This window comes from Metabacillus sp. cB07 (assembly GCF_016839225.1).
GTDB lineage: Bacteria > Bacillota > Bacilli > Bacillales > Bacillaceae > Bacillus_P > Bacillus_P indicus.
In genome coordinates this window covers 1,715,134-1,741,914 of record NZ_CP069296.1, presented here as the reverse complement: position 1 = coordinate 1,741,914, position 26,781 = coordinate 1,715,134, and the positions used below count along the sequence as shown (strand labels likewise).

Genomic DNA, 26,781 nt, shown 5'->3' with positions numbered 1-26,781 from the left:
TTCTATTGCTTCAACAATTAAAATCCCAATATCGCTTTAAAAACAGATGTCGTTTCTCCGCCTTTGTATTGAATATAAAGGAGAAAATAAACAGCAACTCCTGTGATTGCAGTAAAAAACCAGATGATGCTTGTTCCGGGTCCAAGCTTTCTGTGCCTTGCGAGCCTGTTTTTAAAACCTGAGACCAGCATGATGATTCCAAGCACTGCCCCTACAGTTGCAAGAGTGATATGGAAAATCAAAAATACAGTATAGTAGATTTTAATCGAATCCGGTCCGCCAAAAGCAGTGTTCCCGACAAAGATCGTCCGCGATGCATAGACAATAAAAAAGATTACTGCAAATACAGCGGCCGTCATCATCGCCTTCTGATGCGCCTCTATTCTCCGCTGTTTGATAAGATACCATCCAACGGCAACGGCTGCAGCGCTGAGAACGATAAAGGCTGTACTGATTGTAGGTAAAAGAGGTACGTTCATATTGGCAGCTCCTAATATAGTAATCATAGATTGATAAGCAGAAAAACCGGAGCGTATCTTATTTTACCGGCTGAGGAGCAAGACGGCTGCGTTCTTCAAGTTCGTCTTTCTCTCTTTCTTTACGGGCCCATTTAAAGAAAATAATTCCGAGCAGTCCTCCATAGACAAATTCCTGAATAATCTTCATCATGATGCCGCCAAGCTGCTGGTCTTCAACTAGAGGAAGGGTATTAAACATTTCCGGTCCTGTCAGATCAAGACCTGCCAGCATGCTTGCAGGAACGCACAGCTCAAGAGCGCTGGCCCAGGCGCTTGGATTCGAGTAGGTGGAATACAAAGATGTCTCTGCAAAGATAATCAGCGCACAGGCCGGTGTAAGCAGCATTCCATTTGCAAATATGTAGCCGATCTTCTTAATTCCGCCAAGCTCTCTCCATTCGGGAAGCTCATTTAATAGAGGCCACCACATAAGCATTGCGGCAATAAAAATAAAGATGGTAACAGCCGCATGAAGAATATGGTCTGTTTTCACCGCATCAAAAACAAGAGGAATATGATAGAGCGAAAATACGCCATTAAATACAAAAAGGGCAATCAGCGGACGGGACAGGAAGGAAACCGTCTGTTTAATTCCCGGTCTGTATATGATGGCTCTCCACATCCATACGGGCACACCGTAAATCATAAGCGGCGGAACGAGCAAATATAAGAGGGCCATTTGTGTCATATGTGCACTGAACATTAAATGCCCCATTAAATCCAGAGGACTGCCTTTTACCGCATAAAGAAGCAGAATGGACGACGTGAACAGAGCTTTCTGTTTGATCGTGACAGGAGCGCTTTCTTTAAATCTGCTTCTCAGAGGCCCTGCTGCAAGGAAATAGAGCACAAGAATGCCTGCTGTAAACAGAAAAAAAATCGGGCTCCACATTGCTCTAAAGCCAAACATTTCTAAATTTAACAATGAGTTCAACTCCTATTTCTGCTAATACTCCTTGTCTTATTATACACCTTAGATGAAGCGCTATCAATGAACGTTCTATGACAAAGACAGGCGTCCCGCAGGATTGACTGAAAGAAAACATAAAAAGAATCCGGCTGAAAAATCAGCCGGATCAGAACTTACCACCAAATGATTGTGACAAAAGCAAGGACTGTCAAAAAGGCAACGCCGATTCCTGAATAAAGGAAAAGCGCAGGCACCTCATGTCCTTTGTGGCTCATGTGCATAAAGTAGTAAAGCTGGAAAATAACCTGTACGACAGCAAGAAGAAGGATAAATGGAATCTTAAACCATTCTGCTATGCCGTCATATCCGATTGCAACAAACGCAACGACAGTCAGAAAGATCATCAGTGCAAAGGTTACAACCTGATACTTCATATCTTCTTTGTTTTTCTTGCGGCGATAAGCAAGATCTACTTTTGGGTTTCCTGAGTTTTGATTTGCCATCAGTTTATCCCACCATTCCCATTAAGTATACAACTGTGAAGATGAATACCCATACAACGTCAATGAAATGCCAGTAAAGACTTGCAACGTAGTATTTAGGTGCGTTGTATAAGTTCAGTCCTCTTTTTGCATTGCGGACCATCAATGTTGTAATCCAAAGGAGACCGAATGCCACGTGGGCACCATGTGTTCCGACAAGCGTGTAAAAGGCAGACCCGAGTGCACTGCTTGTAATCGTGAATTTGTATTCATGAATATAATGATTAAATTCATAAATCTCAAGTGCTAGGAAGGCAGCTCCTAATAGAACCGTGATTCCCATCCAAAGCTGCATTTTTTTAAATTGAAAGTTCTTCATGTGATACATTGCATATACACTGGTCAGTGAACTTGTCAAAAGAAGCATCGTTGCAGCAAATACGAGCGGAAGCTCAAACATTTCCTGGGTAGTTGCCCCTCCGTTGTCAGAATCCCTGAGAGCCAGGAACGTCGCAAACAACGATGCGAACAGGACTGTCTCTCCGCCAAGGAAGAGCCAGAAGCCCAAAAATTTATTTTTGCCTTCAAGGGTCGCCTTTTCAGGTGAGGCAGGGAACGTTTCAGCTGTCAATTTTTCCTCAACATGCATTATGCCTTTACCCCCTTATCGTTATCATCATTCATCAAATCTTCTTTGTGGATGTGATAACCGTGATCATCAATGATGGAACGCAGGAACATACAGCCTAGAGTAATGCCAAATCCGATGATAACAACCGGGATGCCCCATGCGTGTTCTGAATGATAAAGCAGTCCGAATGCAGCAACGAACAGTCCGAAAGACATGATCAAAGGAAGAATCGATCCATTAGGCATGTGAATATCGCCAAGCGGTTCTGCTGGAGTCATTCCTTTATTGCCTTCCATTCTTTCTACCCAAAGTGCATCAAGTCCGCGTACAAGCGGAGTTTGTTTAAAGTTGTATTCAGGTGCCGGTGATGAAACGGCCCACTCAAGGTTGCGCCCGTCTCCCCATGCATCTCCTGCAGCTTTTTCACCTTTAATCGATGAAATAATGATGTTCCAGAGCAATACGATTGTTCCGGCTGCCATCAGGAATGCACCGACTGTACTGATTAAGTTACCCATTTCAAGTCCCTGGCCAGGCAGGAATGTGAAAATACGGCGCGGCATCCCCATCAGTCCAAGGAAATGCTGAATAAAGAAAGTTAAATGGAATCCTGTAAAGAACAGGACAAATGTAACGACGCCAAGCTTTTCGCCGAGCATTTTTCCAAACATTTTCGGCCACCAGTAGTGAAGGCCTGCAAACAATCCCATGACAACTCCGCCTACAATAACGTAGTGGAAGTGGGCTACAACGAAATACGTGTCATGATACTGATAATCTGTTGGAGCAGCGGCAAGCATGATTCCTGTTACTCCGCCCATTACAAATGTCGGAATGAAAGCTACAGACCAGATCATCGGAACCGTAAAGCGGATGCTTCCGCCCCACATAGTAAACATCCAGTTAAAGATCTTAATGCCCGTAGGAACAGCAATTGCCATTGTGGCAACGGCGAAAATGGCATTTGCAATCGGTCCAAGACCAGTTGTAAACATATGATGCGCCCATACCATGAATCCTAAAAAGCCGATAAGCACAGTTGCGAATACCATGGAAGAGTATCCGAAAAGACGCTTTTTAGAAAAATGAGGAAGGACATCAGAGAAAATTCCGAATGCAGGAAGAATCAGGATGTAAACCTCAGGATGTCCGAAGATCCAGAATAAATGCTCCCAGATAATCGTATTTCCGCCAAGCTCAGGAACGAAAAACCCAGTTCCGAATACACGGTCAAACATCATAATTGCAAGACCCACAGTAAGCGGCGGGAAAGCAAATAAGATAAGTGCAGATGCAACAAATGTTGTCCAGGTAAAGAGCGGCATGCGCATATAAGTCATACCAGGCGCACGCATGTTAATGATTGTTGCCAGGAAGTTAATCCCTGCAATAAGAGTTCCGAAACCTGATATCTGAAGACCCAGAAGATAAAAATCAATTCCGTGTCCCGGTGAATTGAGGGCAAGCGACGCATAGTTCGTCCAGCCTGCATCAGGTGCTCCCCCTAAAAACCAACCCATGTTCAGGAACAATCCTCCAAAGAAGAAAAGCCAGAACCCAAGTGAGTTCAAGAAAGGAAATGCAACGTCGCGCGCTCCGATCTGAATCGGTACAACCGCGTTCATAAATCCAAAAATCAGCGGCATCGCTGCCAGGAATATCATGGTCGTGCCATGCATAGTCAATACTTCATTATATAGTCCGGCTGAGATGAAATCATTATCCGGTACAGCGAGCTGAATACGGATCAGCATCGCTTCCAGACCTCCCACGAGGAAGAAGAAGCCGCCGGAAACCAGGTAAAGGATGGCGATTTTCTTATGGTCTACCGTTGTCAGGTAGTCCCAGAGAACTGCGCCGAACCCTTTTTTCTGAGTTAACGTACTCACAGTGTTACCTCCCTTTTATTCTGCTAAGACAATCTTATTTGGCTTCTACCTTCAAGCCGCTTAAGTATTCTGTAAGAGCATCAAGTTCCTGATCATTCAGTTCCGGATATGTTTTTGTCATTTTATTGCCCGGTTTGTACTGTTCAGGATCTTTAAGCCAGTTTCTGATGTTCTCTTCATTATGAGGAAGAATTCCTGCAACTCGTGAACGCTCGCCGAAGCTTGCAAGGTTTGGAGCAGTTCTTGCCTGTTCAGGACGCTCATCCACCGGAGTGACAGCATGACAGCCGATACAGCTTTTTTCCTGGAACAGCTTCTCTCCCTCTTTAGCAAGGTCAGAAGATGCAACAGCTTTGGCATTTTTCATTTCTTCAGCCCACTGAACAAACTCTTCCTTGGATTTTGTTTCAACTTTAAAATCCATCAAAGCGTGTGAAGGTCCGCAAAGCTCAGCACATTTACCGTAGAAATATTCTCCGGCCTGCTCAGCACGGTCACCGTCAAAATTAAGCCAGAATTTATTCACATTTTCCGTGTTTGTATCCATTTTTCCGCCTGCAGAAGGCACCCAGAATGAATGCTTAACATCGGAAGCAATCAGATTAAAGTAAACCCTTTCATCTGTCGGCACAACTAAATCCTGGCTCGTGATGATCCCGTAGTCAGGATACTCGAATTCCCACCAGTAAAGGTTTGCTCTGACGTTTACAACGACTGCATCTTCAGGCTTGCGGTCTTTTTTGTCCATCGCCTTAACGTCTGCAAGCTCAAATGTTGCAGAAACAACAGGAACCGCCAGCACAAGCAGTAAAAGAATAGGAATAACAGTCCAAATGATTTCCAGTTTATGACTTCCCTCTACTTGCTCAGGAATTTTATTTTCCTCACCTTTGCGCTGTCTGAACTTCACAACCACATAAATGAAGATCACAGTTACGACTGCGATTACAATGACCATGATGAGTGTACTCAAAATCATAAGCGAGTACTGCATATCCGCTACTTCACCAGCTGGTTGAAGAGCGGAAAGATATGGTTCACCACAGCCGGCTAGGACAAGTGTCAGCATTGCAAATACGGCAACGAGACGAAATTTTGTCAGCCTCTTTTCCATAGCTAAATCAAACCCCTCTTTCAGTAAATTAATCCCCGCATGCTAAACAGGAATCGTCAATTCCTTCTATGTAAATTCCTAAAAGAAAGAATTTCTAACCTAGTTGATCGTGAAAAGTACCATCGCCACAAAAAGGATCGTTAAGTAGTTCAGCGAATAAATAAACATCCACTTTGCCCATTTTAGGTCATCCTTAGCCCTTATGCCTGACAGGGCAATCACCAGCCAGCCGATGTTCAGGACAGTTGCCAGAATGATGAATGCAGCCCCGAGCTGAAACAAGTAAAACGGCAAAGGCAACAGACAGATTACCCACACCATCATTTGCCTTTTTGTAACAGCAAATCCGTGTATGACAGGCAGCATTGGTATCCCGGCTGCCCGGTATTCCTCAACCCGCTTCATTGCGAGAGCGAGGAAATGGGGCGGCTGCCAGATAAACATGATCATGAACAATACCCATGCCGTCACACTGAGGTCTGCATCAACAGCTGCCCATCCTATGAGAGGAGGAACGGCACCGGAGATGCTGCCGACAACTGTATTAAGCGTATAGTGGCGTTTTGTCCACATTGTATATAAAAAGACGTATGTAATTACGCCGATCAACCCGATAAGCGTTGCTGCTGCCGTTGTCATGGAAAGCATGATAAATCCGAATGCAAGCAATAAAACACCAATCCACAGCGCCTGAATTGGATTCATTCTGCCTGTGACAGTCGGCCTCGTCTTTGTCCGCTCCATAATATGGTCTATGTCACGGTCATAAAAGTTGTTAATGGCACAAGATCCTGCAATCACAAGAGCTGATCCTGAGAGCGCATACAGAACTGTGTCAATATTCCCAAGAAAACTTTGCCCGTTAAAATACAGCGCAAGCCAGATGCCTGTAAAAGCGGTAATCAAATTGGAATTAACGATTCCCATTTTGATAAGGCTCAAAAAGTCTTTTAATACGGTTGTTTCATAAACTACCTCACCGAATCCCGTTTCTTTCGAGGTCCTTGAATCTGGCACGTATGACAGTCCCCCTTTTTGCTCTGCTGCCGGCTGTGCAGCTTGCTATATCATACTAAATTAAGCAATATTTTCAAAATCGCTTCCTTCTTGATATTAAACCATAATCGGTTCTTGTTTTGTGAACAAAATATGAAGAAGTTTTGTCGAAATTGTGAAGCAGAACAGGAGAGCCGGCTAATTCATTGAAAAGCAATTCATTCACTGATACTCTAAAAATAAATGGCATACCTTTATGACCACGTTAACATTCTATCATACCTGTCAGGAATTTTTTATAGATAATGGAATCTTTTGCGAAAAAATGATTCTAATGGGATTTCTCCATATCATTCCTTTTCATTCAATCTGTTTTGCCAGTATAATAAACAGTAGATAGATATTGTCATTATTTGTTGCCTGGCCGGACTTTGAAATGTCCGGTTTTCATAAGCTCATTACTACGAATAAGAAGGTGAACATCTTGCATCGAGCATTAAAAGGAATTGGTGTGCTCACAACACTTGTGATGCTTCTTGTGCTTCTAGGGGGAGCGCTTGTCACAAAAACGGAATCCGGCGCAGGATGCGGAGATTCATGGCCGCTTTGCCACGGAGAACTGATTCCGTCTGAAATTACCCCGGAGCTTGTCATTGAGCTCAGCCACAGGGTGGTCAGCGGCCTTGCTGGGATTCTTGTCCTACTGCTTGCTGTTACTTCCTGGATCAAGATTGGACATAAGCGGGAAACGAAATTTCTGGCCGCACTTTCATTTTTCTTCCTGATTCTTCAGGCGCTTATTGGTGCAGCCGCAGTAAAATGGGGACAGTCTGATGCCGTTCTTGCCCTGCATTTCGGTATTTCTCTTATCTCTTTTGCATCAGTGCTGCTGCTCACCCTGCTGATTTTTGAAGTGGACAAAAAGTTTGATACAGAGTCCCTTATTATTGATAAAAGGATGAAATTCCACAGCATCGGCATCATCAGCTACACATATATCGTGGTCTATACAGGCGCATTTGTCAGACATAAAGGCGCAAGCCTCGCATGTCCGGAATGGCCGATGTGCAGCAACAGACCATACGGACTGCCGGCAACCCTGCATGAGTGGATTCAAATGGGCCACAGATTTGCAGCTGCTCTGATTTTCGTTTGGGTGGCATATGCTGCTTATACCGCAGTTAAGCACTATAAACATCAGAAAGTCGTCTATTATGGATGGATCATAGCATTTGCCCTTATTTCCATGCAGGTCGCATCAGGCGCGCTTGTCGTATTAACCGGGCTGAACCTTGGTGTTGCCCTGGCCCACGCACTGATCATTTCCTGTCTGTTCGGCGTGCTGAGCTATTTCATCCTGCTGATCAGCCGCAACCGCATTAACCGTGAGGCTTTAAAAAACAAAGAAGATAAGAAAGCCATATAAAAAGAGAGGCGATGACGCCTCTCTTTTTTATATGCCCTGAAACATTTCAATTGCTTTTACCCGCTGTTCGCTGTGATTAACTGTAGGTTCCGGATAATCGGTTCCGATGATGCAGCCTGCTTCTTTCTGCTCCCCGCTGCTCATCTTCCACGGCTCATGAATTCGTTTCACGTCAACGTCCCGAAGCTCGGGCACGTATTTTTTGATGTACTCTCCGTCCGGATCAAACTTTTTTGATTGCGTGACCGGATTAAACACTCTGAAATACGGGACCGGGTCTGTTCCGACAGATGCTGCCCACTGCCATCCTCCAATGTTGGATCCGGGCTCATAATCGACAAGTTTTTCTGCAAAATACGCCTCCCCGAGTCTCCAGTCAAGCAAGTAATCTTTCGTTAAAAAGGAAGCTGTGATCATTCTCAGCCGGTTATGCATCCATCCCTCTTCATTCAGCTGCCTCATGCCCGCATCAACGATCGGATAGCCTGTTTTACCTTCTTTCCACGCTTTCAGCCTCTCTTTATCCGTATTCCATTTGATTGACCGGTAGCGCTTATCCGCTTCTTCCTTCACGCTGTTCGGGAACTGAACGTACACCATATTATAAAAGTCCCGCCAGGCAAGCTCCTTGATAAATGTTTCTTTTCCCGTATCCTGAGGATGATCCTCAGTCTGCATGATGTGGTGATAGACGGTGCGGATAGAGATGGTTCCAGTTTTTAAATATCTTGAGAGCCTGCTCGTCCCCGCTTCAGCCGGAAGGTCTCTTTTTTTATGGTAATCTTTTAATTTTTCGTCTGTAAACTCCTTCAGGGTTTTTAACGCAGCTTCTTCCCCGATGTCCTCCCTTTCTTCAAGGCTGCCGATCATCTCCTCGAGCTTTTCAGCACCTGTATCTGGGAGGTCCTGTATGGAAACGGAGCAGGCACTGAGTTTTTTCAGATCGATTTCAGCAGGCTGTTTTTTTTCAAGCTTGCTCCACGCTTTGTAATAAGGCGTGTAGACTTTGTAAAGGGAGCCGTCCTGCTTTTTCACTTCCCGGGCCCCATGAAGGAAATGATCCTGAAATGTCCAGTAATCGACCTCATTTTCTTTCAGAACCCTTTTCACCTTGTCATCACGTTCTTTTCCGTAGCCTGTTTCATCTTCATTAAATAAAAACAGGTTGATCTCAGGCACCTTTTCAATAACCATTTCCATTATTTCTTCTGTCTCGCCATACATCAGATGAAAGGCAATTTTATGATCCCTGCAGTTGTCCATAAACGCCTTTAATGTCTGAAAAAAATAGTGATGGCGGAAGTCTGCCGGCTTTTCGAGAAAAGCTGGATTCAGCTGAAAAAACAAAAACAGCTTTCCGTTATGTTCTTCTGCCCATTTTACGGCCTCAGACAGGGCTGTATGATCCTGCAGCCTCAAATCTCTTCTGAACCAGACTGCTGCTGTCTTCATGACAATCACCTCTTTCATGATTGTACTGTTTTCCCCAGGCGAATGAAAGAAATGATAGGCTTCCAAATAGAAAAAGACAAGAGCGGGGTTTACACCGGGCTCTTGTCTTTGACGTTTTTACAAATGAGAGTTATACAGTCATTTCAATCAGCAGATCACCAGTCTGAATGGCTTCTCCGTTTGAAACATGAATCTCTTTTATGGTGCCTGAGAATGGGGCCTGAACGGTCGTTTCCATTTTCATAGCTTCAGTAAGAAGAAGATGATCGCCTTTGCTTACTTTTTCGCCCTTTTCGATAAGCACTTTAATGACTGTGCCGGGCATTGTCGCGCCAATGTGATCCTTATTGCCTTTATCTGCTTTCATTTTGGCGGTAACCGTCGCCTTGACGTTTTCATCGCGGATAATAACTTCACGCGGCTGGCCGTTCAGTTCAAAATACACAACCCGCGTACCGTCAGGCTGAGGTTCGCCTATTGATACAAGCTTTACAATCAGGGTTTTCCCCTGTTCGATTTCAACTTCAATCTCTTCGCCAAGCCTCATTCCGTACAGGAACGTAGGTGTATCGAGTACAGAAATATCACCGAATTGCTCAAACGTCTTAGCGTAGTCGAGGAAGACTTTAGGGTAAAGCGCATGGGCAATCGCATCAAAACTTGTTACCTGACGTCCGAGTGTTTCAAACAGTTCTTCTTTTAAGGCAGGAAAATCAACCGGTTCAAGCAGCTCTCCCGGTCTCACTGAAATCGGGTCTCTGCCTTTCAGGATGATTCTTTGCAGTTTTTCCGGGAACCCGCCATGCGGCTGGCCGAGATAGCCTTCAAACAGCTCTACAACTGAATCAGGGAAATCAAGCGTCTCGCCGCGCTCGAAGATATCATTTTCTGTCAGATTGTTTTGAACCATAAACAGGGCCATATCGCCAACTACTTTAGAAGACGGGGTCACTTTCACCAAATCTCCAAAAAGATCATTGACGCGTCTGTACATTTCCTTCACTTCGTTCCAGCGGTCGTCAAGGCCGACGCCTTTAGCCTGCTGCTGAAGATTGCTGTACTGTCCGCCGGGCATTTCATGCATGTACACTTCAGAGTGAGGGGCATTCATGCCGCTCTCAAAATCCCGGTAATAGTGACGCACGCCTTCCCAGTACTGCGAAAGCTCTTCAAGCGCTTCAATATCAATATTCGGACGGCGCTCCATTCCCTGCAGCGCATGGTACAGAGAATTGGCGCTCGGCTGTGAAGTCAGCCCTGCCATCGAGCTCACAGCTGTATCGACGACATCGACACCTGCTTCAATTGCTTTGGCATATGTAAACAGGCCGTTTCCGCTCGTATCATGTGTATGAAGATGCACAGGGATATCGATTGTTTCTTTCAGTGCAGAAATCAGATCATAGGCTGCCTGAGGTTTAAGGAGACCCGCCATATCTTTAATTCCAAGAATATGCGCGCCTGATGCTTCAAGTTCTTTCGCAAGATTCGTATAGTAGGCGAGATCATATTTCCGGCGGGAAGGATCAAGAATGTCCCCCGTGTAGCAAATGGCCGCTTCTGCAAGCTTGTTGGATTTTCTGACCGCTTCAATGGCAGGCCGCATTCCCTCTACCCAGTTCAAGCTGTCAAATATCCGGAAAACGTCAATGCCCGCATAGGCTGACTTTTCTACAAACTCTTCGATCACGTTGTCGGGATAGTTCTTATACCCAACAGCATTTGATGCACGAAGGAGCATCTGAAGCAAAACATTCGGGACTTGCTTTCTGACTGTCAGCAGTCTGTCCCACGGATCTTCTTTTAAGAATCTGTACGCTACATCAAATGTAGCCCCGCCCCACATTTCAAGAGAAAACAAGTTTGGAAGAAGTCTTGCCGTCGGCTCTGCAATATGTTTGATGTCATTTGTTCTGAGTCTCGTGGCAAGCAGAGACTGATGGGCGTCGCGGAAAGTTGTATCCGTCAGCAGCACTTCATCCTGCTCTTTCAGCCAGTTTACAAGACCCTCAGGTCCAAGCCTGTCCAGAATCTGTTTCGTTCCCTCAGGGACCGGTTCTGAGTATTTGACTTTTGGAATATGAAGCTTGTCAAATACAGGTTTCTTTTTCTTCTCGATGCCGGGAAATCCGTTGACGGTCACATTGCCGATATAGGAAAGCATTTTTGTTCCCCGGTCTTTTTTCTTCGGAAAGACAAACAGCTCCGGAGACGAGTCGATAAAAGAAGTATCATATTCACCTGACATAAACTTTTCATGCTTGATGACGTTCTCTAAGAACGGAATATTCGTTTTGATTCCGCGGATGCGGAACTCCCTTAAGTTTCTGATCATTTTGGCAGCTGCCTGTTCAAAGGTAAGCGCCTGTGTTGAAAGCTTTACAAGAAGAGAGTCATAGTGAGGTGTAATGACTGCCCCCTGGAATCCGTTGCCGGCATCAAGCCTGACCCCGAATCCGCCGCCTGATCGGTAGGCCATAATTTTTCCTGTATCCGGCATAAAGCCTTTCAAAGGATCTTCTGTTGTTACCCTTGATTGGATGGCATAGCCTGTTACTCTGATCTCCTCCTGCTGCGGTATGCCGATTTTACTGCTATGGAGGGCATGTCCCTGTGCAACCATAATCTGCGTCTGCACAATGTCAATTCCAGTCACCATCTCAGTAATCGTATGCTCTACCTGTACGCGGGGATTAACTTCAATAAAGTAGAATTCTCCGCCTGCTACGAGAAATTCAACGGTTCCGGCATTCACATAGCTGACGTTGCTCATCAGCTTGACAGCTGCATCGCAAATCTCCCGTCTGAGTTCTTCGCTTACAGATACGCTTGGTGCAACTTCCACAACCTTCTGATGACGGCGCTGAACCGAACAGTCGCGCTCATACAGATGGACGATGTTTCCGTGGTCATCCCCGATAATCTGAACTTCAATATGCTTTGGATTTTCAATCAGCTTTTCAACATACACTTCGTCATTGCCGAATGCAGCCTTCGCTTCTGATTTGGCGCGATCATAGCTTTCTTTCACCTCAGAGGCGCTTCTGACAATACGCATGCCGCGTCCGCCTCCGCCAAGCGAAGCTTTGATAATGAACGGATATCCGTTTTTACGGCCGAAATCAACTACATCCTCAAGGCTTGCAACCGGTCCGTCGCTGCCGGGAATGACAGGGATTTCTGCCATTTCGGCCTGTTTTCTCGCTTTTACTTTGTCCCCGAACATATCGAGATGTGCGGATTTAGGCCCGATAAAAATAATGCCTTCTTCTTCGCATCTTCTTGCAAAATGAATGTTTTCAGACAGGAATCCGTATCCGGGATGGATGGCATCAACCCCGTTGTTTTTCGCAATTTCAATAATACCTTCAATATCAAGATAGGCATCGATCGGTTTTTTTCCTTCACCGACTATGTATGCTTCGTCTGCTTTGTAACGGTGGAAAGAGCCCGAGTCCTCCTTGGAATATACAGCGACCGTTCTGATGTTCAGCTCCGTGCAGGCGCGGAACACGCGAATGGCAATTTCACCGCGGTTAGCTACAAGTATTTTCTGAATTGTTTTCTGCGTCATAGGAATCCCCCTTAGGCTTCATCAGTTGCTCGATTATTAGTATAGCACATTTAAAATTAGTATATCACTTTAATTTTGCTGAAAAGGAACCGCGTTGCCTTTAAGCTCAGCCGTTTTTTTCACTTCGTCCTTCTGATAGACAGAGCGGTATTTGACAAACATCGAAATGTTTATGAGCAGGCCCATCGAGAGCATCAGCAGGATCATAGACGATCCTCCGTAGCTGATAAACGGAAGCGTAACCCCTGTTATCGGAAGAAGACCGGTTAAACCGCCGACATTAATGGCTGTCTGAATGCCGATCATGCTCGAAATCCCAATGGCAAGGAGTGTGCCGAATGCATCATCGCAGCTGCGTGCAATATGAAATCCCTTCAACACAATAAAAGCCAGGAGAACAAGGACAAATAACACGCCAAAGATGCCAAGCTCTTCAGAAATGATCGCAAGAATAAAATCTGTATGCGATTCAGGCAGATATCCGTACTTTTGAATGCTTTCACCAAGCCCAAGGCCGGTAAGCCCGCCAGAACTAATGGCATAATACGAATTGATGAGGTGGAAGCCTGAATCTCCTGCATCAGCAAATGGATCCATAAAGCCAGTGAATCTGCTTACACGCTCCGTTGTAAAGATATCATCCCACATAATAAGAACAAGAGGACTGATCAGAACAACCATTGCCAGACCAAGAATCAGCAATTTCACAATATTTTTCATGCCAAGTCCCGAGCACAGGACCATTGATATGGCGATCATGGCAATGATGGAAGCAGAACCGATATCCGGCTGCAAAATGATCAGAACACAGATAAACCCTGTAAAGATGATCGGAGGCAGAACTCCTCTTCCAAAGTGATCGATATAGGCCTGTTTTTTTTCATAAACGGCAGCGAGATACAGAATGACGCTCAGTTTCACAAATTCAGCAGGCTGCAGCTTAAAACCCATAACGGAAAACCAGCTTCTGGCTCCCCCTGCTACCGATCCGAAAACAAAGATGGCAAGAAGCATGCCGATCGAAATCAGAACGACGCTTCTGAGAAACACCGGCTGCAGATAAGCTCTGTACGGAAAAAACATGGCTAAAAGCAGAACAAGAAATCCCGCGGCAACGAAGATTGACTGCCTGACAAAGAAATGGTCACTCGCATAATCCCATCTTGCAACCGCTGAAATCATACTGGAACTGTATACCATGACAAGCCCGAATCCGCACAGAAGAAGCACCGCCAGAATAAGGGAGTAGTCATATGATTTTAAGATTTTTTTTATCATTTTATCGCTTCCTATCGTTACAAGTTGCTGTTTTCATGATGTAGATCTTTTTCCTTTATTGTTCGAGATTGGCAGACGGAATTCCTTCTGAAATCTTGGTTTAAGGGGCACGACTTATGTTAACCCGCTAGACAGGCGGAAACAAGTTAAAAAAGTATGTAGGTCTAAAGCTCCGGGAATGATTTACCTTATAAAAAAACTCAAACTGCAATTTTCAGGCAGTTTGAGTTTTCATTTTCATTCTGTAAGCTTTACCTTGAAGCTTATTTTTTCGTAAAAGCTTCATGAAGTGCAGACATCTCTCTCTCAAGTGTGTCGAGTATCGCCTTGCCTTCTCTTTCATCAATAAGATCAAGTCTGACAGCAAAGTCAATCTCTCTTGAAAGTCCAAACATTTGTGTATCTAAAACCTCTTCGTAAAGAGGACATTGAGGCATCGTCAAATTGTCCATTTGGACTTGAATCAGCTTCGTAATTTTATCAGCATCCGCTTTTAAAAGAGCAAGTGCTTTTTCTCGATGATCAATTGCAATCTCAGACGCCAATTGAACCCCTCCGTTCCCGAGCGATTACCTTAATCTATCTATTAATATTATAGGGTAAGCGTGAAAAAATCAAGAAAAAACAGGGTGTTTCCCGCACGCCGGCCCTCTTCCGCTAAAAGATGCTCAATTCATATTTTTCTGACAAAAGATGAAGGAGTTTTATTCCTGCAATGCTGTTCCCCTTTTCATCAAGTGACGGCCCAAAGATGCCGATTCCAAACTGATAGGGGACGATTCCCATAATTCCGCCTGAGACCCCGCTTTTTGCAGGAATGCCTACTTTTATTGCAAATTCCCCTGAAGCATTATACATTCCGCACGTTACCATAAAGGTTTTGCAGATTCTGGCAATATCCTTTGGGATCAACTGCTGTTCCGTTTCTGGGTGCTTGCCGTCCAGCGCAAAAACAGCCCCTATCTTTGCCAGGTCCAAACTGTGCATCTCAATAGCGCACTGATTGGAGTACAGATCAATCAGATCTTCAACGTCACCTTCAATTATTCCGTCTTTTTTCATGAAATAGCAGAGCGACCTGTTCAGCCAGGCGGTTTCAAATTCAGACGCGGCCACATTTTTGCAGATGTTTATTTTCTTGTTAAACGTAAGCTTCCTTATGAAATCAATGTACCTCAGCAGTTTTTCTTCCTTTGTCGAGCCTTTAATCATATTTGTGACCGCGAGCGCCCCGGCATTGATCATTGGATTCAGAGGGCGCTGTTTTTCGTGTGTTTCGAGTTTGACGATCGAATTAAACGGATCTCCGGTCGGTTCCATTCCAACTTTGCTGAAAACGAAGGGCTCCCCGTGATCCATTAAAACAAGAGCCAGGGTCAGCACTTTTGATATACTTTGCAGAGTAAACGTCTTTTCAATATCCCCGGCAGACATACAGGAGTTTTCCACATGGTAAATGGCAACGGATAAATCATCCGCTTCTGCTTTTCCAAGCTCCGGTATATAATCCGCCACTTTTCCTTCTGACGTCACCTTTTTCGCTTCTTCCACCAGTTCAGCAAGCTCTTCATTCGTCTTGCACGGCATTTCCGTTCACCTCATCTGCTCATCATTATGAAACGTAGTTTGCCCAATTAAAAGAATCAGCATGAGCGGCATGACAAAATACAGGAAAGCGCTTATACTTTACAAAGAGCTTACTAAAGGAAGGACGTGCAGCAATGGAATCCATCATTACTCTGACAGGAAATGTAGCCTATCCAATTACACTCGATCCGGGGGTCTGGATTTTTGATGACCGCAAAGTGGATCTGAACACTTATTTTGAGGAAACCAGAGACTCCGTTGACGAGCTTGAAGAATACACAAAAGCTGTTTCAAAACATTGGGATCAGGAAATAAAAGAAGGTGCGCGGATGCCGGAAGAAAGAAAAGTTTCAAAAAAAGAGGCGATTCTTAACGGAACGTTCGGAATCCCATTTTACCCGTTTCTCCAAAATGCCGAGCCGAGAGCGGATGCACGAAAAGTCATTTTTTCCACTGGCGAAGGAGAAATTGAACTGACTCTGGAAGAAGCCTCAAACGCCGTAATCGGCTTCAGCAGAAACGGCAAACCCCTTGCAGGTGACGGACCTGCTACTCTTTACTATGGTGACGGAAGCAATAAAGACAATCCTTTTAAAAACATAAAAAGAATAATTGTTGAGTAGAAAGCATTCTCTGCTTTCCCTTAAGAAAGCCGCTGAGATCAGCGGCTTTTCGTCTTTTTTATAGCAAATCAGCGGCCAGCTGGGCGAGGCCTGAGCGCTCCCCTTTGACAAGTCTGACATGCCCTGCAATTTGCTGGTCTTTAAATTTCTCCACTACATAGGTTAACCCATTGTTGTATTCATCCAAGTAAGGATGATCAATCTGCTCGGGATCCCCCATGAGGACAATTTTGCTCTTTTCCCCAACCCTCGTCAGGATTGTTTTCACTTCATGCTTGGTTAAATTCTGAGCCTCATCAATGATGATGAATTGTTCAGGAATACTTCTTCCTCTTATATATGTGAGGGCTTCTACTTCAATCGAACCCATTCCGGCAAGAATGGCATCCAGTTCCCCCGGCTTTTTGGCATTAAATAAATACTCGAGATTATCATAAATCGGCTGCATCCACGGTCTGAGCTTTTCCTGCTTTTCCCCCGGCAAATAGCCGATATCTTTTCCGACCGGCACAATGGGTCTTGCCACAAGCAGTTTCTTAAATGATCCCAGGTCCTCTGTCTGCATAAGTCCAGCGGCTAAAGCAAGCAGCGTTTTGCCTGTTCCTGCTTTCCCGATCAGCGTCACAAGAGGCATATCGTTTCTCAGAAGCAGCTCCATTGCCATTGTCTGCTGTACGTTCCTCGGTTTTATCCCCCAAATATGATCATGATCAAAGACCAGACGTTTTACTTTTTTCCCGGTTTTGTCCACAATTCCAATAGCAGATGACGAACCGCCGAGAGCATTCTTCATAATGACAAACTGATTCGGATAAAATGGATGATTTGTCACCTCTGCCAGAATCAGCTCATTTTTTTCATAAAACCTGTTGAGATCATCCCCGCTTATATACAAATCAAGATAGCCCGTGTAGATCCGGTCAATCTCAACCACTCTGTCGCTCAGAAAATCTTCTGCAATCAGCCCGATTGCATCTGCCTTTACTCTGACCAGCGTATCTTTGCTCACCAATATGACAGGTCTGCCGTTTTCAGTTGTCTCTTCTTCAATTGACAGATTTTTCGCCACCGCAAGGATCCGGTTATCATTCGTTTTTTCGATGAAAATCTCCTGCAGCTCGTGAAACGAGCGGTGATTCAGTTCAATTCTTAAAAAGCCTCCGCCCGGCAGCGGTATTTTTTCGTGCAGCTTTCCGATGAGCCTTAGGCTATCAATGAGTTTGGAAACATGTCTTGCATTTCGTCCTATTTCATCCATATACCTTTTTTTGAATCGACCTCTTCTAGTACAACTGCTGGAATGACTACTTCGTTGTCTTCAAATGAAAAAATGGAATTCGGATCTTGAAGTAAGACATTCGTATCCAAAACATAGATTTTACTCAACCTTCCGCCTCCTACCTTATACGGGTTTTTAGAGCGTGCTGCGCGTGCTCGGGGTCATGAAATAATCAAGCTGTAATTGAAGCGTTGCTAAAATATATGAAATGGTGCATAAAGATAGAAGATTTATCGGACAATAAAATTAAAAAGCATGGTCTAAAAGGAGTGATTACATGCGCAGTATGACATTTTCAGCATTGGTCCTTGTGCTTATGCTTTCAGCCTGTTCTTTTAATCAGGGATCAGAACAAAACCGTTCTGAAGATCAAAACGGAAAACCGATGAACGTCAGGAACTCTGTCAATGAACCGGTTGAAAAGAAAACGGGCCAGCAGATTTCACGCCGCCTCGTTGATCTTGCAGGCCGGGTGCCTGGTGTAAATGATGCCAGCGCCGTTGTTCTCGGGAGATATGCCATTGTAGGGATTGATGTGAACTCAGAGCTTGACAGAAACAAGGCTGAATCCATTAAATATGCGGTTGCTGAAAGCATTCAGCACGACCCGTACGGTGCAAATGCTGTCATCATTGCAGATGCCGATACGACAGTGCGTCTAAAAGCAATCGGCAAAGATCTTCAGCAGGGCAAACCGATCTCAGGCATTCTTGATGAGCTTGCTGCCATAGTAGGCCGTGTGATGCCCGAAATCCCGAATGATGCGCTGAACAATCAAAACCGCAATAACAGACCGACTGAGCAGGACAACAATCAGCTCAACACGAAAGAGCAAAAAGAGCTTGACCGCGAACAGAATGATCAGTCAGAAAACCATTTAAACAAAGATTGAAGCAAAAAAAGCTTAGTTCACGCTGAACTAAGCTTTTTTCATGGCTTCTAAAACCTGGCCGTCAAGCTTAGCTGCTGCTTTTTCATCATATGTTTTTTCATATGCTGGTTCAGCCGAAATTTTCGAACCGTAAAACATAACATCTCTTACTTCAGAGATCACCAGTTCGATCAGGGCAAGCTTCAGTGGGACAGATTCAAGTTTTTCTTCTTTTATATGTGCATTTCCGTTAATAGTATATGTAGACTCATTTGCAAGCAGCGTCAGAGCTGCAGCAGGATGCTTTTTGACATTTTTGACAATGCGCGAGCGGTTATCAACCGCAAGGTACACCCGCTCCTCATCCGGCGCAAAAACCCAGGAGACGGCTGACACATTTGGAGCGCCTGTTTCAAAGTCAATTGTGGCAAAAACAGCAAAACGTTCTTTCTGGAGATTGTCAAACAAAGGCTGAATCAATTTGGTTTCTGACTTATTAGCCATTTTCTTCCCTCCATATTCGTTGTATAATGCTATCATACCTTTTTTTTCTAATGCTTGCTACATTCAAATTCGGACATCCTTTTTGCCGATAAACTCCGCTGCCTGCCGAACTTACGAATGGAACTGGCGGCTTAATCAAATTCAATATCTCCTACAAAAAAAGAATGAGGTGTCACATGAGAGTAAAATGCGTGCTGTGCGACAAAGTTGAAACGATCCATGATGAAACACTCCAGGCGAAGCGTCTGCGCAACAGGCCAATTCATACATATATGTGCAAAGAGTGTGAAAACAGAATAGAAAACCGGACAATTGAACGGGCAAATACGGGAAATTTCAAGCTTTACAGAGATAAAAAAACAGAGGACAGCTGGTAGTGGCACTGAGAGGCGCCATCGCCGGCCTGCTGAGCGGAATCCTTTTGGGGCTTTTTCTTAAATTTGCCGAACAATTCAGCGGTGAAAAAGTATATGTCTTACTGCTGAATATCGACTTTATTTACAGCAGGCCTCTTCCTGAACTTGCTGAATTTATTCTGCATTTGGCGGTGGCTGTCGCAATTGGCATCGTCTGCAGCTGGATGACCCGTGCTTTCAGGCTGTCTGAAGGAAAAGTATGGGCTGCATCTTTCCTCCTTACCCTGCCTGCAGCTCTCCTTTATTTTCCCCTTACCATTCTTGCTGTTAAAGAAACACCCGGCATTTTTAATATTGAAGCGATCTCCTGGTGGATTGCCGGCCATATTCTGTTTGCCGCAGTGCTTGCGGCATGCATACACAAAAAGACACCTCAACGTTGAGGTGTCTTTTTAATAGTTCTTATATTTTTCAGGTTCAGCTTCAATCTGCTCAATCATGCTGTCAATCAGTTCAACCGGAAATCTGGATGATTTCTGTTCCCCGTTCAGCTTATACGCGACCAGGTACATCACATCGTCCTTTTGGACAGAAATTTCCTGTATGTCATGATTTTCTTTCAGCAGCTGATCAAAAAGGCTGAATGTATCTGCTGCTGCCGTGTCATCAGGACGGGCGTCTGCCACTGTTTTAATGGAGAGCCAATTGTAGAGGGAGTCCTGAATAGACTTCATGTTGCGGCATCCTGCTGCTCGGCTTTTTTTGCCCTGTGGAGTCTGATTTTATAAATAATCAAAATCAGTGCAGCCACAATGAGTCCTTCTGCAACAGGCAAAAACGCCCCTAAAAACGTCAGAACCGTACAGCCGAACATCAAAAACAAGTAGATGACAATTGTCTGAAGAAGAGGAAGCTTTTTAGCAAACCCCAGCTTGAATACGACAATTGACAGTCCGAGAATGACCAGATATAAGATATTTGCCCCTGTTTGTGTATCGGGTTCTGTTGCCGTATAAATACTGTAGGCAACCGGCCACATACTTTCGTATACGTTCATCCCGCTATCCCCTCCATTGCACGTCGAGAGTCAGACTTAAAGCAATCCTGCAAGCTTTTTCTTTTTAGCCTGCTTTTCGCGTTCGTTCTTATCAAGAATTTTCTTTCTCAAACGGATTGAAGTAGGCGTAAGTTCGCAATACTCATCTTCGTTCAAGTATTCAAGAGATTCTTCAAGTGACATGATGCGAGGTTTTTTCATTGTGCTCGTTTGATCTTTGTTTGCTGAACGAATGTTTGTCTGCTGCTTCATTTTGCAGATGTTAACAACAAGGTCGTTTTCGCGGTTGTGCTCTCCTACGATCATTCCTTCATACACGTCTGTACCTGCATCAAGGAAGATGATTCCGCGGTCTTCGATTCCCTGGATACCGTAAGTTGTTGACTTTCCGTTTTCCATTGAGATCAGTACACCCTGACGGCGTCCGCCAACCTGGCCAGGCTGCATTGGCTGGTAGCTGTCAAATGTGTGGTTGATGATGCCGAAACCGCGTGTGATAGACATGAACTCAGTAGAGTATCCAATTAATCCGCGTGCAGGCACGTTGAAAATCAAACGGACTTGACCGTTGCCGTTGTTGATCATATCAAGCATTTCGCCTTTGCGGGCACCGATTGATTCCATAACAGAACCCGTGTGCTCTTCAGGAACATCGATTTGAACACGCTCAACCGGCTCACAGCGGACTCCGTCAATTTCTTTTACGATAACTTCAGGTTTTGAAACCTGCAGCTCATAGCCCTCGCGGCGCATGTTTTCAATCAGGATGGAAAGGTGAAGCTCACCGCGTCCTGACACAATCCACGCATCCGGAGATTCTGTGTTCTCAACACGAAGGCTGACATCTGTCTGAAGCTGCGCCATTAAACGCTCTTCAATTTTACGTGACGTCACATATTTTCCTTCGCGGCCTGCAAATGGGCTGTTGTTAACAACAAACGTCATTTGAAGAGTAGGCTCATCGATTCGCAGGATAGGCAATGCTTCCTGATGCTCAACCGGGCAGACAGTCTCCCCTACGTTGATGTCTTCCATTCCGGAAACGGCAACAAGATCCCCTGCCTTAGCGCTTTCGATTTCAACGCGTTTTAATCCCTGGAATCCGAATAATTTCGTTACACGGAAGTTTTTAATGCTTCCGTCGATTTTCATTAATGAAACCTGCTGGCCGACAGTCATCGTTCCGCGGAATACACGGCCGATTCCGATACGTCCTACATAGTCATTATAGTCAAGAAGAGCTACCTGGAATTGAAGAGGCTCATCTGTGTTGTCAACTGGTGCAGGAATGTTCTCAACAATAGAATCAAATAATGCAACCATGTTTTCTTCCTGATCAGCCGGGTCAGGGCTTGTGCTTGCCGTTCCGTTCATGGCAGATGCAAAGATAACCGGGAACTCAAGCTGTTCTTCATTTGCATCAAGTTCGATGAACAGGTCAAGAACTTCATCAACCACTTCTTCAGGACGTGCAAAGTCGCGGTCAATTTTATTGACAACTACAATCGGCGTCAGATTTTGCTCAAGTGCTTTTTTCAGCACGAAGCGTGTTTGGGGCATACATCCTTCATAAGCGTCAACAACAAGAAGTACGCCGTCAACCATTTTCATGATGCGCTCTACTTCTCCGCCAAAGTCGGCATGTCCTGGTGTATCCATAATGTTAATGCGTGTATCTTTATAGTTAATTGCCGTATTTTTTGCCAAGATCGTGATTCCGCGCTCGCGTTCGAGGTCGTTTGAATCCATCGCTCTTTCTGCAACTTGTTCGTTCGCACGGAACGTTCCTGCCTGGTGAAGCAATTTGTCTACAAGCGTCGTTTTCCCGTGGTCTACGTGGGCAATAATCGCAATGTTTCGAATATCATTTCGAAGTTTCACATTTTCATCTCCTAAAAATTTAAAATAACCTAGTGTATTATACCACAAACTTTTGTAGAAAAAAGAAATCATTTTATGTAAACTGTTAAAAGGGGCAGTATTTTCTGTCCAAACCGCTTTAAAGGGGATGAAAACAACGATGAAATCCGGAAAATGGATTTTCTTTCTTTTAGCTTTTACAGCGGCAGCTTCTATGGTTGCAGTCGGCATCGCTGTCGGGGAAAGAAGCATAATCGGAGTCGTTCTCTCGCTGCTTGCACTTACCGGAGCAATGGGATTTGGCTTTGCCACAAAAAAGAAAATGCGCGATAAAGGAATGCTTTAGGAGCCTGGATATGTGTCCGGGCTTTATTTTTGTATTTTTTTACTGCATGAAAAAAAACCTGCTAAGCAGGTTTCACTGTAATCATATACTCTTTACCGCCCGCATCCCGTTCAAGCTTCAGCTGCTCAAAGTCGCACGATGCGAGAAATTTCAGCCATTCAAGCTTATCCGCAGGACAGCCGGCAAAAACGGCTTTATGGCCCGCCTTCTTCAGATCGGCTGAGATCCGCGAAACCATTCCTTTTCCGTACCCTTTGTTTCGCTGGTCTTCTTTAACAAGTACTGTTCCTAGCCACGGTTTCTCGTTTGAAGGAGACCAGCTGATATGAAAGGAAATGCCGATTGCTTCATTATTGCAGCTCCATATCTGCCATTCCCCGTTATACATCTTGTAAGAAAACATGTATTCCAGAGCCTGCTCCGGGAGGCATTCTTCTTTTTGCCATGCAGGGCTTGAAGCTATGAGCTCCCTGAAAAAATCCAGATCTGAATCCTCGTATGGTCTGCTCTCAATCATTAGTTGTTTAAGTACTCATTCAAAATCGTGTCATGAATCCCTTTTTTCGCAACGAAAATACTGTTTTGTCCAAGCATATTGATTGGTTTCCCGTCAAGAGTGCTTGCTTTTGCTCCGACTTCCTCAAGCAGCACCAGGCCGGCTGCGAAATCCCACGGTGCAAGCCTCAAAGTGATGTAGGCGTCAAGCCTGCCCGCTGCAACATATGCGCATTCAATCGTAGCAGAACCATATGACCTTGTGCCTCTGACCGCTTTTGCAACAGGAACAAGCTTACTATGGTCAAATCGTTTATTCTCCATTACCCACGTAGCGTTCAGGGCTATGACGGCCTCATTCAGCGGAACATCTTCAAGCTTAGGCAATTCCGCGTCATTCATATAGGCGCCCTTTCCCTTTACTGCATGGTAAAGCTCATCATGCACGACATCATAGATCAGGCCGACCTGTCCGACGCCGTTCTCATAAATTCCAATGGAAATGGCAAAATTGCGCTGCTGGTGAACAAAGTTCATCGTTCCGTCGATCGGATCAACAATCCAGATAACGCCGTCCATCGAGTCAGGCTTGTCCCCGAAGCCTTCCTCACCAAGAATTTTATGATCGGGATATGTATGGTTGATTTTAGAAATTAAATATTGTTCTGTTTCTTTGTCCATATTCGTAACGAGATCATCGGGATTCGATTTGGCCTGAACAGACAGGACCTTCTGAAAAGACTGCCTGATTTTTTCTCCTGCCTCATAAATCCACGTTTTAGCATCCTGTTCAATCTTAGTCCAATTTTCCATGTATAAACCTTCTTTCTATGTAGGTAACCTAATTGCAGGGTTAATGGCTGTGAAAGACTTCTATATAGTAAGAATAACGCAATGAATTTAAGAAACGCAAGCGCTCTGCAGGGAGGATTTGTCTGCTCAGATAAAAACGAACCCTGTGCTGAGGTTCGCTTTTGTTTGCGGCTGCTATGCCTGAAGTCTGATCCATTCTTTTCTGAGTCTTTCAAGCTTGCGTTTGCATTCATTCTTCTTCGTTTCATCATTTTCGGTCATGGCGTCGTAAAGGGTGGCCAATTCATAGTCCAGTTCGAGCTTTAGCACCCCTATGCGATGATCTGATTCCTTTTGTCCTGTCGTTCTCACGATTTGTTTCATCTTTCTACCGCCCCTTTCAAAAATTGTCTATAATTGTTAACCGGTGACTTTTAATCGATTGACTTAATTTTCTGATATTTTTATATATGATATGAGATATGGAAATAGGATGCAACTTGGAAGTGAAAATTGTGTATTTACCTATTATTTTTTAAATACCACATTGAAGGAGTGTCGAAACGTGCAAGTTCCTTTCGAATATGCGCACACCTGTGCTAAACTGATTCCATTACCTGCAAACGGGAGGCAATCATATGGAATTTAAAGGATTTACAAATGAAGATTTTGATGTTTTTAAAATAGATGGACTTGATCAGCGGATGGAGGCGCTCATATCTACTGTCAGGCCAAAGCTTGAAGTGCTCGGGGAAGTGTTCGCGGGTGAGCTGTCTGCCATGACAGGAGAAGAGATGTTCTCTCATGTTGCAAAGCATGCCCGCAGATCGGTTAACCCTCCGAATGATACGTGGGTTGCATTTGCCGGCAGCAAACGCGGCTACAAAATGCTGCCGCACTTCCAAATCGGACTTTGGGAGTCACACGCCTTTGCCTGGTTTGCCGTCATATACGAAGCTCCGGTTAAAGAAGAGTACGGCGAAGCGATTGAAAAAAACTGGAGCAAATTGAAAAAGAATATTCCTGATCACTATGTATGGTCAGGCGATCATACAAAACCTCAGACCCTCGTTCAAAAAGAGCTGAGCAGCACTGATTTTCAAAACCTGTTCCAGCGTCTTCAAAACGTTAAAAAAGCGGAATTGCTCTGCGGCATCCGAATTGACCGCGATGACGCAGTAAAGATGAGCGGTGACGAATTTATCAGCACCGTGCAGGATGCATTCAAAACACTTCTCCCGCTTTACAAGCTGTCTCAAAAAGCTGCGGTTAAGTCATAAGAACCAGACAGGGTGCCATCTAAGGATGGCACCCTGTTTTGATTTTGAACGGAGCATACCCGTCCTTTTTTTACATTTTAATTATTTCAGCATCGCTGTTGTCTTTGCTTTTTTTCACAGCCCTGTAGCTGGAATAGCCGCTTATTTCCTCAAAATCATCGCAAATGTTTTTTTCCTCCGCTTTGCTTGGGACAATTTCTTTAAACCTGCGGTATTTCTTCATGAAGTCTTCTCTGCTGATCCCCTTTTCATAGGCTTTCTCGACTGCCTGAAAAAATGAGATGACGTCGATGATTTCTGTTGTCGACCAATCCGGCTGTATTGGATATTGATAATCCACTCTGTTCACCTGCCTTTTTCCTGCTGCTAGTTCCATTTCCCTCTGATTTCCGAGGCTTCTGAGATGATTCTTGAAAACAGCTCGTCCACGCTCGGAACATCCCTGATCAGCCCTGTAACCTGGCCTGCCCAGGCAAAACCATTGTCTATCATACCATCATATATGTATCTTTTGTTAGCTTGTCCGCTAATATAATCTTTCAGCTGCTCATAATCTGCCTTTTTTTGCTCCATGTCAAGAATGGTGTCCGTCCAAGTCCCTGCAAGCGCGCGGGCAGGCGTGCCTATACTGCGTTTTATCACGACTGTGTCTCTTTCAGAGCTGTTCACAAGGGCTGTCTTGTATGCCTTATGGGCATGGGTGCATTCTTTAGTAGCGATAAACCTTGTGCCCATTTCAATTCCTTCTGCACCAAGGCTTAATGCTGCCATAAGGCCTCTTCCGTCTCCAATTCCGCCTGAAGCGATGACCGGAATGGAAACCGCATCGACAACCTGCGGAATGAGGACAAATGTGCCTGTATCATCCCGTCCGAGATGTCCTCCCCCCTCCTGGCCGACAACCATCACAGCATCAGCACCAAGCTCTTCAGCTTTTTCAGCCTGTCTTCTCGCAGCTACAAGCACAAGTTTTTTTTACATTCACCTTTAGCTGCTCAAAAATGGGTGCAGGATTTCCTCCTGTCATCGTAATCACGGGCACTTCTTCATCAATTGCAACCTGAAGCAGGTCAGAATAAGGTCTGCCGTGCTGGCCGACTGCGAAGTTGACGCCAAACGGCTTATCAGTCTTCATCCTGACTCTCGCGATCTCTTCTCTCAGCAGTTCAGGCTCTCCAAGCGACATCGCCGTGATCTGCCCAAGCCCCCCGGCATTCGACACTGCCGCAGCCAGTTCCGAATAAGCGAGATATGCAAGACCTCCCTGTATGATCGGGTACTGAATATTAAGCATATCGGTTATTCTTGTTTTCCAGTTCATCATGATCCCCCCTTTAAAATCGTACTGTATTCCACTTCTCTCAAGACAGCCGTTCTCCTTCTTGCTGTGTGAAAAAAGGAACACTCATAATGAAAAAAGTGGTGCCGCTTTGGGGAATAGCGCCACTTTCGGAGCTCCCT

Annotated in this window: 27 protein-coding genes and 2 pseudogenes; 7 read left to right on the top strand and 22 right to left on the bottom strand. The window is 44.8% G+C overall.

Annotated elements, in window-relative coordinates:
- Positions 1–17 precede the first annotated feature (17 nt).
- From JOJ89_RS08720 to cyoE, 7 genes are all read right to left on the bottom strand, one after another.
- Positions 18–479: a DUF420 domain-containing protein gene (locus JOJ89_RS08720; protein ID WP_029285085.1), complete on the bottom strand. Its 462-nt coding sequence runs from the start codon at positions 477–479 to the stop codon at positions 18–20.
- A 58-nt stretch (positions 480–537) separates the two neighbouring features.
- A complete protein-coding gene (gene ctaG / locus JOJ89_RS08715) occupies positions 538–1,428 on the bottom strand; it encodes a cytochrome c oxidase assembly factor CtaG (RefSeq protein ID WP_029285087.1) in 891 nt (296 codons plus the stop codon).
- 173 nt (positions 1,429–1,601) lie between these two features.
- The gene (gene ctaF / locus JOJ89_RS08710; protein WP_029285089.1) at positions 1,602–1,931 is read right to left on the bottom strand and encodes a cytochrome c oxidase subunit IVB; all 330 of its coding nucleotides are present in this window, start codon (positions 1,929–1,931) and stop codon (positions 1,602–1,604) included.
- 4 nt (positions 1,932–1,935) lie between these two features.
- Positions 1,936–2,559, bottom strand: coding sequence for a cytochrome c oxidase subunit III (gene ctaE, locus JOJ89_RS08705; protein WP_029285090.1), 624 nt, complete (start codon positions 2,557–2,559; stop codon positions 1,936–1,938).
- The gene (gene ctaD, locus JOJ89_RS08700) at positions 2,559–4,430 is read right to left on the bottom strand and encodes a cytochrome c oxidase subunit I (protein ID WP_029285092.1); all 1,872 of its coding nucleotides are present in this window, start codon (positions 4,428–4,430) and stop codon (positions 2,559–2,561) included. The genes ctaE and ctaD overlap by 1 nt, the downstream gene beginning before the upstream one ends.
- 34 nt (positions 4,431–4,464) lie before the next feature.
- Positions 4,465–5,544 carry a cytochrome c oxidase subunit II gene (gene coxB / locus JOJ89_RS08695; RefSeq protein ID WP_203290105.1) on the bottom strand — a complete coding sequence of 360 codons (1,080 nt, stop codon included), beginning with the start codon at positions 5,542–5,544 and terminating at the stop codon, positions 4,465–4,467.
- Positions 5,545–5,643: 99 nt separating this feature from the next.
- Positions 5,644–6,561, bottom strand: a complete 918-nt coding sequence (gene cyoE, locus JOJ89_RS08690) for a heme o synthase (RefSeq protein WP_203290104.1) — start codon at positions 6,559–6,561, stop codon at positions 5,644–5,646.
- Positions 6,562–7,024: 463 nt separating this feature from the next.
- Here cyoE and JOJ89_RS08685 point away from each other — a divergent pair, with 463 nt between their 5' ends.
- Positions 7,025–7,966 (top strand): COX15/CtaA family protein, encoded by a 942-nt coding sequence (locus tag JOJ89_RS08685; RefSeq protein WP_029285096.1) that lies wholly within the window; start codon positions 7,025–7,027, stop codon positions 7,964–7,966.
- A gap of 27 nt (positions 7,967–7,993) precedes the next feature.
- On the opposite strand, the gene JOJ89_RS08680 is transcribed toward JOJ89_RS08685, so the two are convergent.
- From JOJ89_RS08680 to glsA, 5 genes are all read right to left on the bottom strand, one after another.
- Positions 7,994–9,418 (bottom strand): cryptochrome/photolyase family protein, encoded by a 1,425-nt coding sequence (locus JOJ89_RS08680; protein WP_203290103.1) that lies wholly within the window; start codon positions 9,416–9,418, stop codon positions 7,994–7,996.
- 130 nt (positions 9,419–9,548) lie between these two features.
- The gene (pyc, locus tag JOJ89_RS08675; RefSeq protein WP_203290102.1) at positions 9,549–12,992 is read right to left on the bottom strand and encodes a pyruvate carboxylase; all 3,444 of its coding nucleotides are present in this window, start codon (positions 12,990–12,992) and stop codon (positions 9,549–9,551) included.
- Positions 12,993–13,061: 69 nt separating this feature from the next.
- Positions 13,062–14,270, bottom strand: a complete 1,209-nt coding sequence (locus JOJ89_RS08670) for an FtsW/RodA/SpoVE family cell cycle protein (RefSeq protein ID WP_029285101.1) — start codon at positions 14,268–14,270, stop codon at positions 13,062–13,064.
- Positions 14,271–14,533: 263 nt separating this feature from the next.
- On the bottom strand, positions 14,534–14,815 hold the full coding sequence (locus JOJ89_RS08665) for an Fpa/YlaN family protein (protein WP_029285103.1): 282 nt from the start codon (positions 14,813–14,815) through the stop codon (positions 14,534–14,536).
- A gap of 112 nt (positions 14,816–14,927) precedes the next feature.
- Entirely contained in the window at positions 14,928–15,857 is a 930-nt protein-coding gene (gene glsA / locus JOJ89_RS08660) for a glutaminase A (RefSeq protein ID WP_029285105.1), read from the bottom strand.
- A gap of 134 nt (positions 15,858–15,991) precedes the next feature.
- Between glsA and JOJ89_RS08655 the strand changes: the two genes are divergently transcribed.
- Positions 15,992–16,480 (top strand): hypothetical protein, encoded by a 489-nt coding sequence (locus JOJ89_RS08655; RefSeq protein ID WP_029285107.1) that lies wholly within the window; start codon positions 15,992–15,994, stop codon positions 16,478–16,480.
- Positions 16,481–16,538: 58 nt separating this feature from the next.
- On the opposite strand, the pseudogene JOJ89_RS08650 reads toward JOJ89_RS08655, so the two are convergent.
- Positions 16,539–17,866, bottom strand: a pseudogene (locus tag JOJ89_RS08650) (PhoH family protein).
- Between the two features lie 170 nt (positions 17,867–18,036).
- Between JOJ89_RS08650 and JOJ89_RS08645 the strand changes: the two are divergent.
- Positions 18,037–18,651 (top strand): YhcN/YlaJ family sporulation lipoprotein, encoded by a 615-nt coding sequence (locus JOJ89_RS08645; RefSeq protein ID WP_029285111.1) that lies wholly within the window; start codon positions 18,037–18,039, stop codon positions 18,649–18,651.
- Between the two features lie 27 nt (positions 18,652–18,678).
- On the opposite strand, the gene JOJ89_RS08640 is transcribed toward JOJ89_RS08645, so the two are convergent.
- Positions 18,679–19,134, bottom strand: a complete 456-nt coding sequence (locus JOJ89_RS08640) for a pyridoxamine 5'-phosphate oxidase family protein (protein ID WP_029285113.1) — start codon at positions 19,132–19,134, stop codon at positions 18,679–18,681.
- A gap of 176 nt (positions 19,135–19,310) precedes the next feature.
- Between JOJ89_RS08640 and JOJ89_RS08635 the strand changes: the two genes are divergently transcribed.
- Together JOJ89_RS08635 and JOJ89_RS08630 are read left to right on the top strand one after the other, a co-directional pair.
- Positions 19,311–19,511: a YlaI family protein gene (locus JOJ89_RS08635; RefSeq protein WP_029285115.1), complete on the top strand. Its 201-nt coding sequence runs from the start codon at positions 19,311–19,313 to the stop codon at positions 19,509–19,511.
- Positions 19,511–19,933 carry a hypothetical protein gene (locus tag JOJ89_RS08630; protein ID WP_035319098.1) on the top strand — a complete coding sequence of 141 codons (423 nt, stop codon included), beginning with the start codon at positions 19,511–19,513 and terminating at the stop codon, positions 19,931–19,933. The genes JOJ89_RS08635 and JOJ89_RS08630 overlap by 1 nt, the downstream gene beginning before the upstream one ends.
- 9 nt (positions 19,934–19,942) lie before the next feature.
- Here the strand turns inward: JOJ89_RS08630 and JOJ89_RS08625 are convergent, their stop codons facing one another.
- From JOJ89_RS08625 to typA, 3 genes are read right to left on the bottom strand one after another with little or no spacing between them, the layout of a single operon-like run.
- Positions 19,943–20,224, bottom strand: a complete 282-nt coding sequence (locus JOJ89_RS08625; protein ID WP_029285118.1) for a hypothetical protein — start codon at positions 20,222–20,224, stop codon at positions 19,943–19,945.
- Entirely contained in the window at positions 20,221–20,529 is a 309-nt protein-coding gene (locus JOJ89_RS08620) for a YlaH-like family protein (protein ID WP_369733087.1), read from the bottom strand. Before JOJ89_RS08620 ends, JOJ89_RS08625 begins: the two co-directional genes overlap by 4 nt.
- A 54-nt stretch (positions 20,530–20,583) precedes the next feature.
- On the bottom strand, positions 20,584–22,428 hold the full coding sequence (gene typA / locus JOJ89_RS08615; RefSeq protein WP_029285122.1) for a translational GTPase TypA: 1,845 nt from the start codon (positions 22,426–22,428) through the stop codon (positions 20,584–20,586).
- A 139-nt stretch (positions 22,429–22,567) separates the two neighbouring features.
- Here typA and JOJ89_RS08610 point away from each other — a divergent pair, with 139 nt between their 5' ends.
- Positions 22,568–22,753, top strand: coding sequence for a YlaF family protein (locus JOJ89_RS08610; protein WP_029285124.1), 186 nt, complete (start codon positions 22,568–22,570; stop codon positions 22,751–22,753).
- A 61-nt stretch (positions 22,754–22,814) separates the two neighbouring features.
- On the opposite strand, the gene JOJ89_RS08605 is transcribed toward JOJ89_RS08610, so the two are convergent.
- The 3 genes from JOJ89_RS08605 to JOJ89_RS08595 form a co-directional block, all read right to left on the bottom strand.
- Positions 22,815–23,270, bottom strand: a complete 456-nt coding sequence (locus JOJ89_RS08605; RefSeq protein WP_242524680.1) for a GNAT family N-acetyltransferase — start codon at positions 23,268–23,270, stop codon at positions 22,815–22,817.
- Positions 23,270–24,061 (bottom strand): inositol monophosphatase family protein, encoded by a 792-nt coding sequence (locus JOJ89_RS08600; RefSeq protein WP_029285128.1) that lies wholly within the window; start codon positions 24,059–24,061, stop codon positions 23,270–23,272. The genes JOJ89_RS08605 and JOJ89_RS08600 overlap by 1 nt, the downstream gene beginning before the upstream one ends.
- A gap of 174 nt (positions 24,062–24,235) precedes the next feature.
- Positions 24,236–24,424 (bottom strand): hypothetical protein, encoded by a 189-nt coding sequence (locus tag JOJ89_RS08595; RefSeq protein ID WP_029285129.1) that lies wholly within the window; start codon positions 24,422–24,424, stop codon positions 24,236–24,238.
- A gap of 254 nt (positions 24,425–24,678) precedes the next feature.
- Between JOJ89_RS08595 and JOJ89_RS08590 the strand changes: the two genes are divergently transcribed.
- Positions 24,679–25,320: a YktB family protein gene (locus JOJ89_RS08590; protein WP_029285131.1), complete on the top strand. Its 642-nt coding sequence runs from the start codon at positions 24,679–24,681 to the stop codon at positions 25,318–25,320.
- Between the two features lie 70 nt (positions 25,321–25,390).
- Here the strand turns inward: JOJ89_RS08590 and JOJ89_RS08585 are convergent, their stop codons facing one another.
- Together JOJ89_RS08585 and JOJ89_RS08580 are read right to left on the bottom strand one after the other, a co-directional pair.
- Positions 25,391–25,660: a UPF0223 family protein gene (locus tag JOJ89_RS08585; protein ID WP_029285133.1), complete on the bottom strand. Its 270-nt coding sequence runs from the start codon at positions 25,658–25,660 to the stop codon at positions 25,391–25,393.
- 26 nt (positions 25,661–25,686) lie between these two features.
- Positions 25,687–26,641: pseudogene (locus JOJ89_RS08580) on the bottom strand (NAD(P)H-dependent flavin oxidoreductase).
- Positions 26,642–26,781: the final 140 nt, after the last annotated feature.

Coding starts and splice junctions, on each gene's coding strand:
- JOJ89_RS08720 (WP_029285085.1), bottom strand. CDS start 479: ATGAACGTACCTCTTTTACCTACAATCAGTACAGCCTTTATCGTTCTC.
- ctaG (WP_029285087.1), bottom strand. CDS start 1,428: ATGTTTGGCTTTAGAGCAATGTGGAGCCCGATTTTTTTTCTGTTTACA.
- ctaF (WP_029285089.1), bottom strand. CDS start 1,931: ATGGCAAATCAAAACTCAGGAAACCCAAAAGTAGATCTTGCTTATCGC.
- ctaE (WP_029285090.1), bottom strand. CDS start 2,559: ATGCATGTTGAGGAAAAATTGACAGCTGAAACGTTCCCTGCCTCACCT.
- coxB (WP_203290105.1), bottom strand. CDS start 5,544: ATGGAAAAGAGGCTGACAAAATTTCGTCTCGTTGCCGTATTTGCAATG.
- JOJ89_RS08680 (WP_203290103.1), bottom strand. CDS start 9,418: ATGAAGACAGCAGCAGTCTGGTTCAGAAGAGATTTGAGGCTGCAGGAT.
- pyc (WP_203290102.1), bottom strand. CDS start 12,992: ATGACGCAGAAAACAATTCAGAAAATACTTGTAGCTAACCGCGGTGAA.
- JOJ89_RS08670 (WP_029285101.1), bottom strand. CDS start 14,270: ATGATAAAAAAAATCTTAAAATCATATGACTACTCCCTTATTCTGGCG.
- glsA (WP_029285105.1), bottom strand. CDS start 15,857: ATGCCGTGCAAGACGAATGAAGAGCTTGCTGAACTGGTGGAAGAAGCG.
- JOJ89_RS08655 (WP_029285107.1), top strand. CDS start 15,992: ATGGAATCCATCATTACTCTGACAGGAAATGTAGCCTATCCAATTACA.
- JOJ89_RS08645 (WP_029285111.1), top strand. CDS start 18,037: ATGCGCAGTATGACATTTTCAGCATTGGTCCTTGTGCTTATGCTTTCA.
- JOJ89_RS08640 (WP_029285113.1), bottom strand. CDS start 19,134: ATGGCTAATAAGTCAGAAACCAAATTGATTCAGCCTTTGTTTGACAAT.
- JOJ89_RS08635 (WP_029285115.1), top strand. CDS start 19,311: ATGAGAGTAAAATGCGTGCTGTGCGACAAAGTTGAAACGATCCATGAT.
- JOJ89_RS08625 (WP_029285118.1), bottom strand. CDS start 20,224: ATGAAGTCTATTCAGGACTCCCTCTACAATTGGCTCTCCATTAAAACA.
- JOJ89_RS08620 (WP_369733087.1), bottom strand. CDS start 20,529: ATGTGGCCGGTTGCCTACAGTATTTATACGGCAACAGAACCCGATACA.
- JOJ89_RS08610 (WP_029285124.1), top strand. CDS start 22,568: ATGAAATCCGGAAAATGGATTTTCTTTCTTTTAGCTTTTACAGCGGCA.
- JOJ89_RS08605 (WP_242524680.1), bottom strand. CDS start 23,270: ATGATTGAGAGCAGACCATACGAGGATTCAGATCTGGATTTTTTCAGG.
- JOJ89_RS08600 (WP_029285128.1), bottom strand. CDS start 24,061: ATGGAAAATTGGACTAAGATTGAACAGGATGCTAAAACGTGGATTTAT.
- JOJ89_RS08595 (WP_029285129.1), bottom strand. CDS start 24,424: ATGAAACAAATCGTGAGAACGACAGGACAAAAGGAATCAGATCATCGC.
- JOJ89_RS08590 (WP_029285131.1), top strand. CDS start 24,679: ATGGAATTTAAAGGATTTACAAATGAAGATTTTGATGTTTTTAAAATA.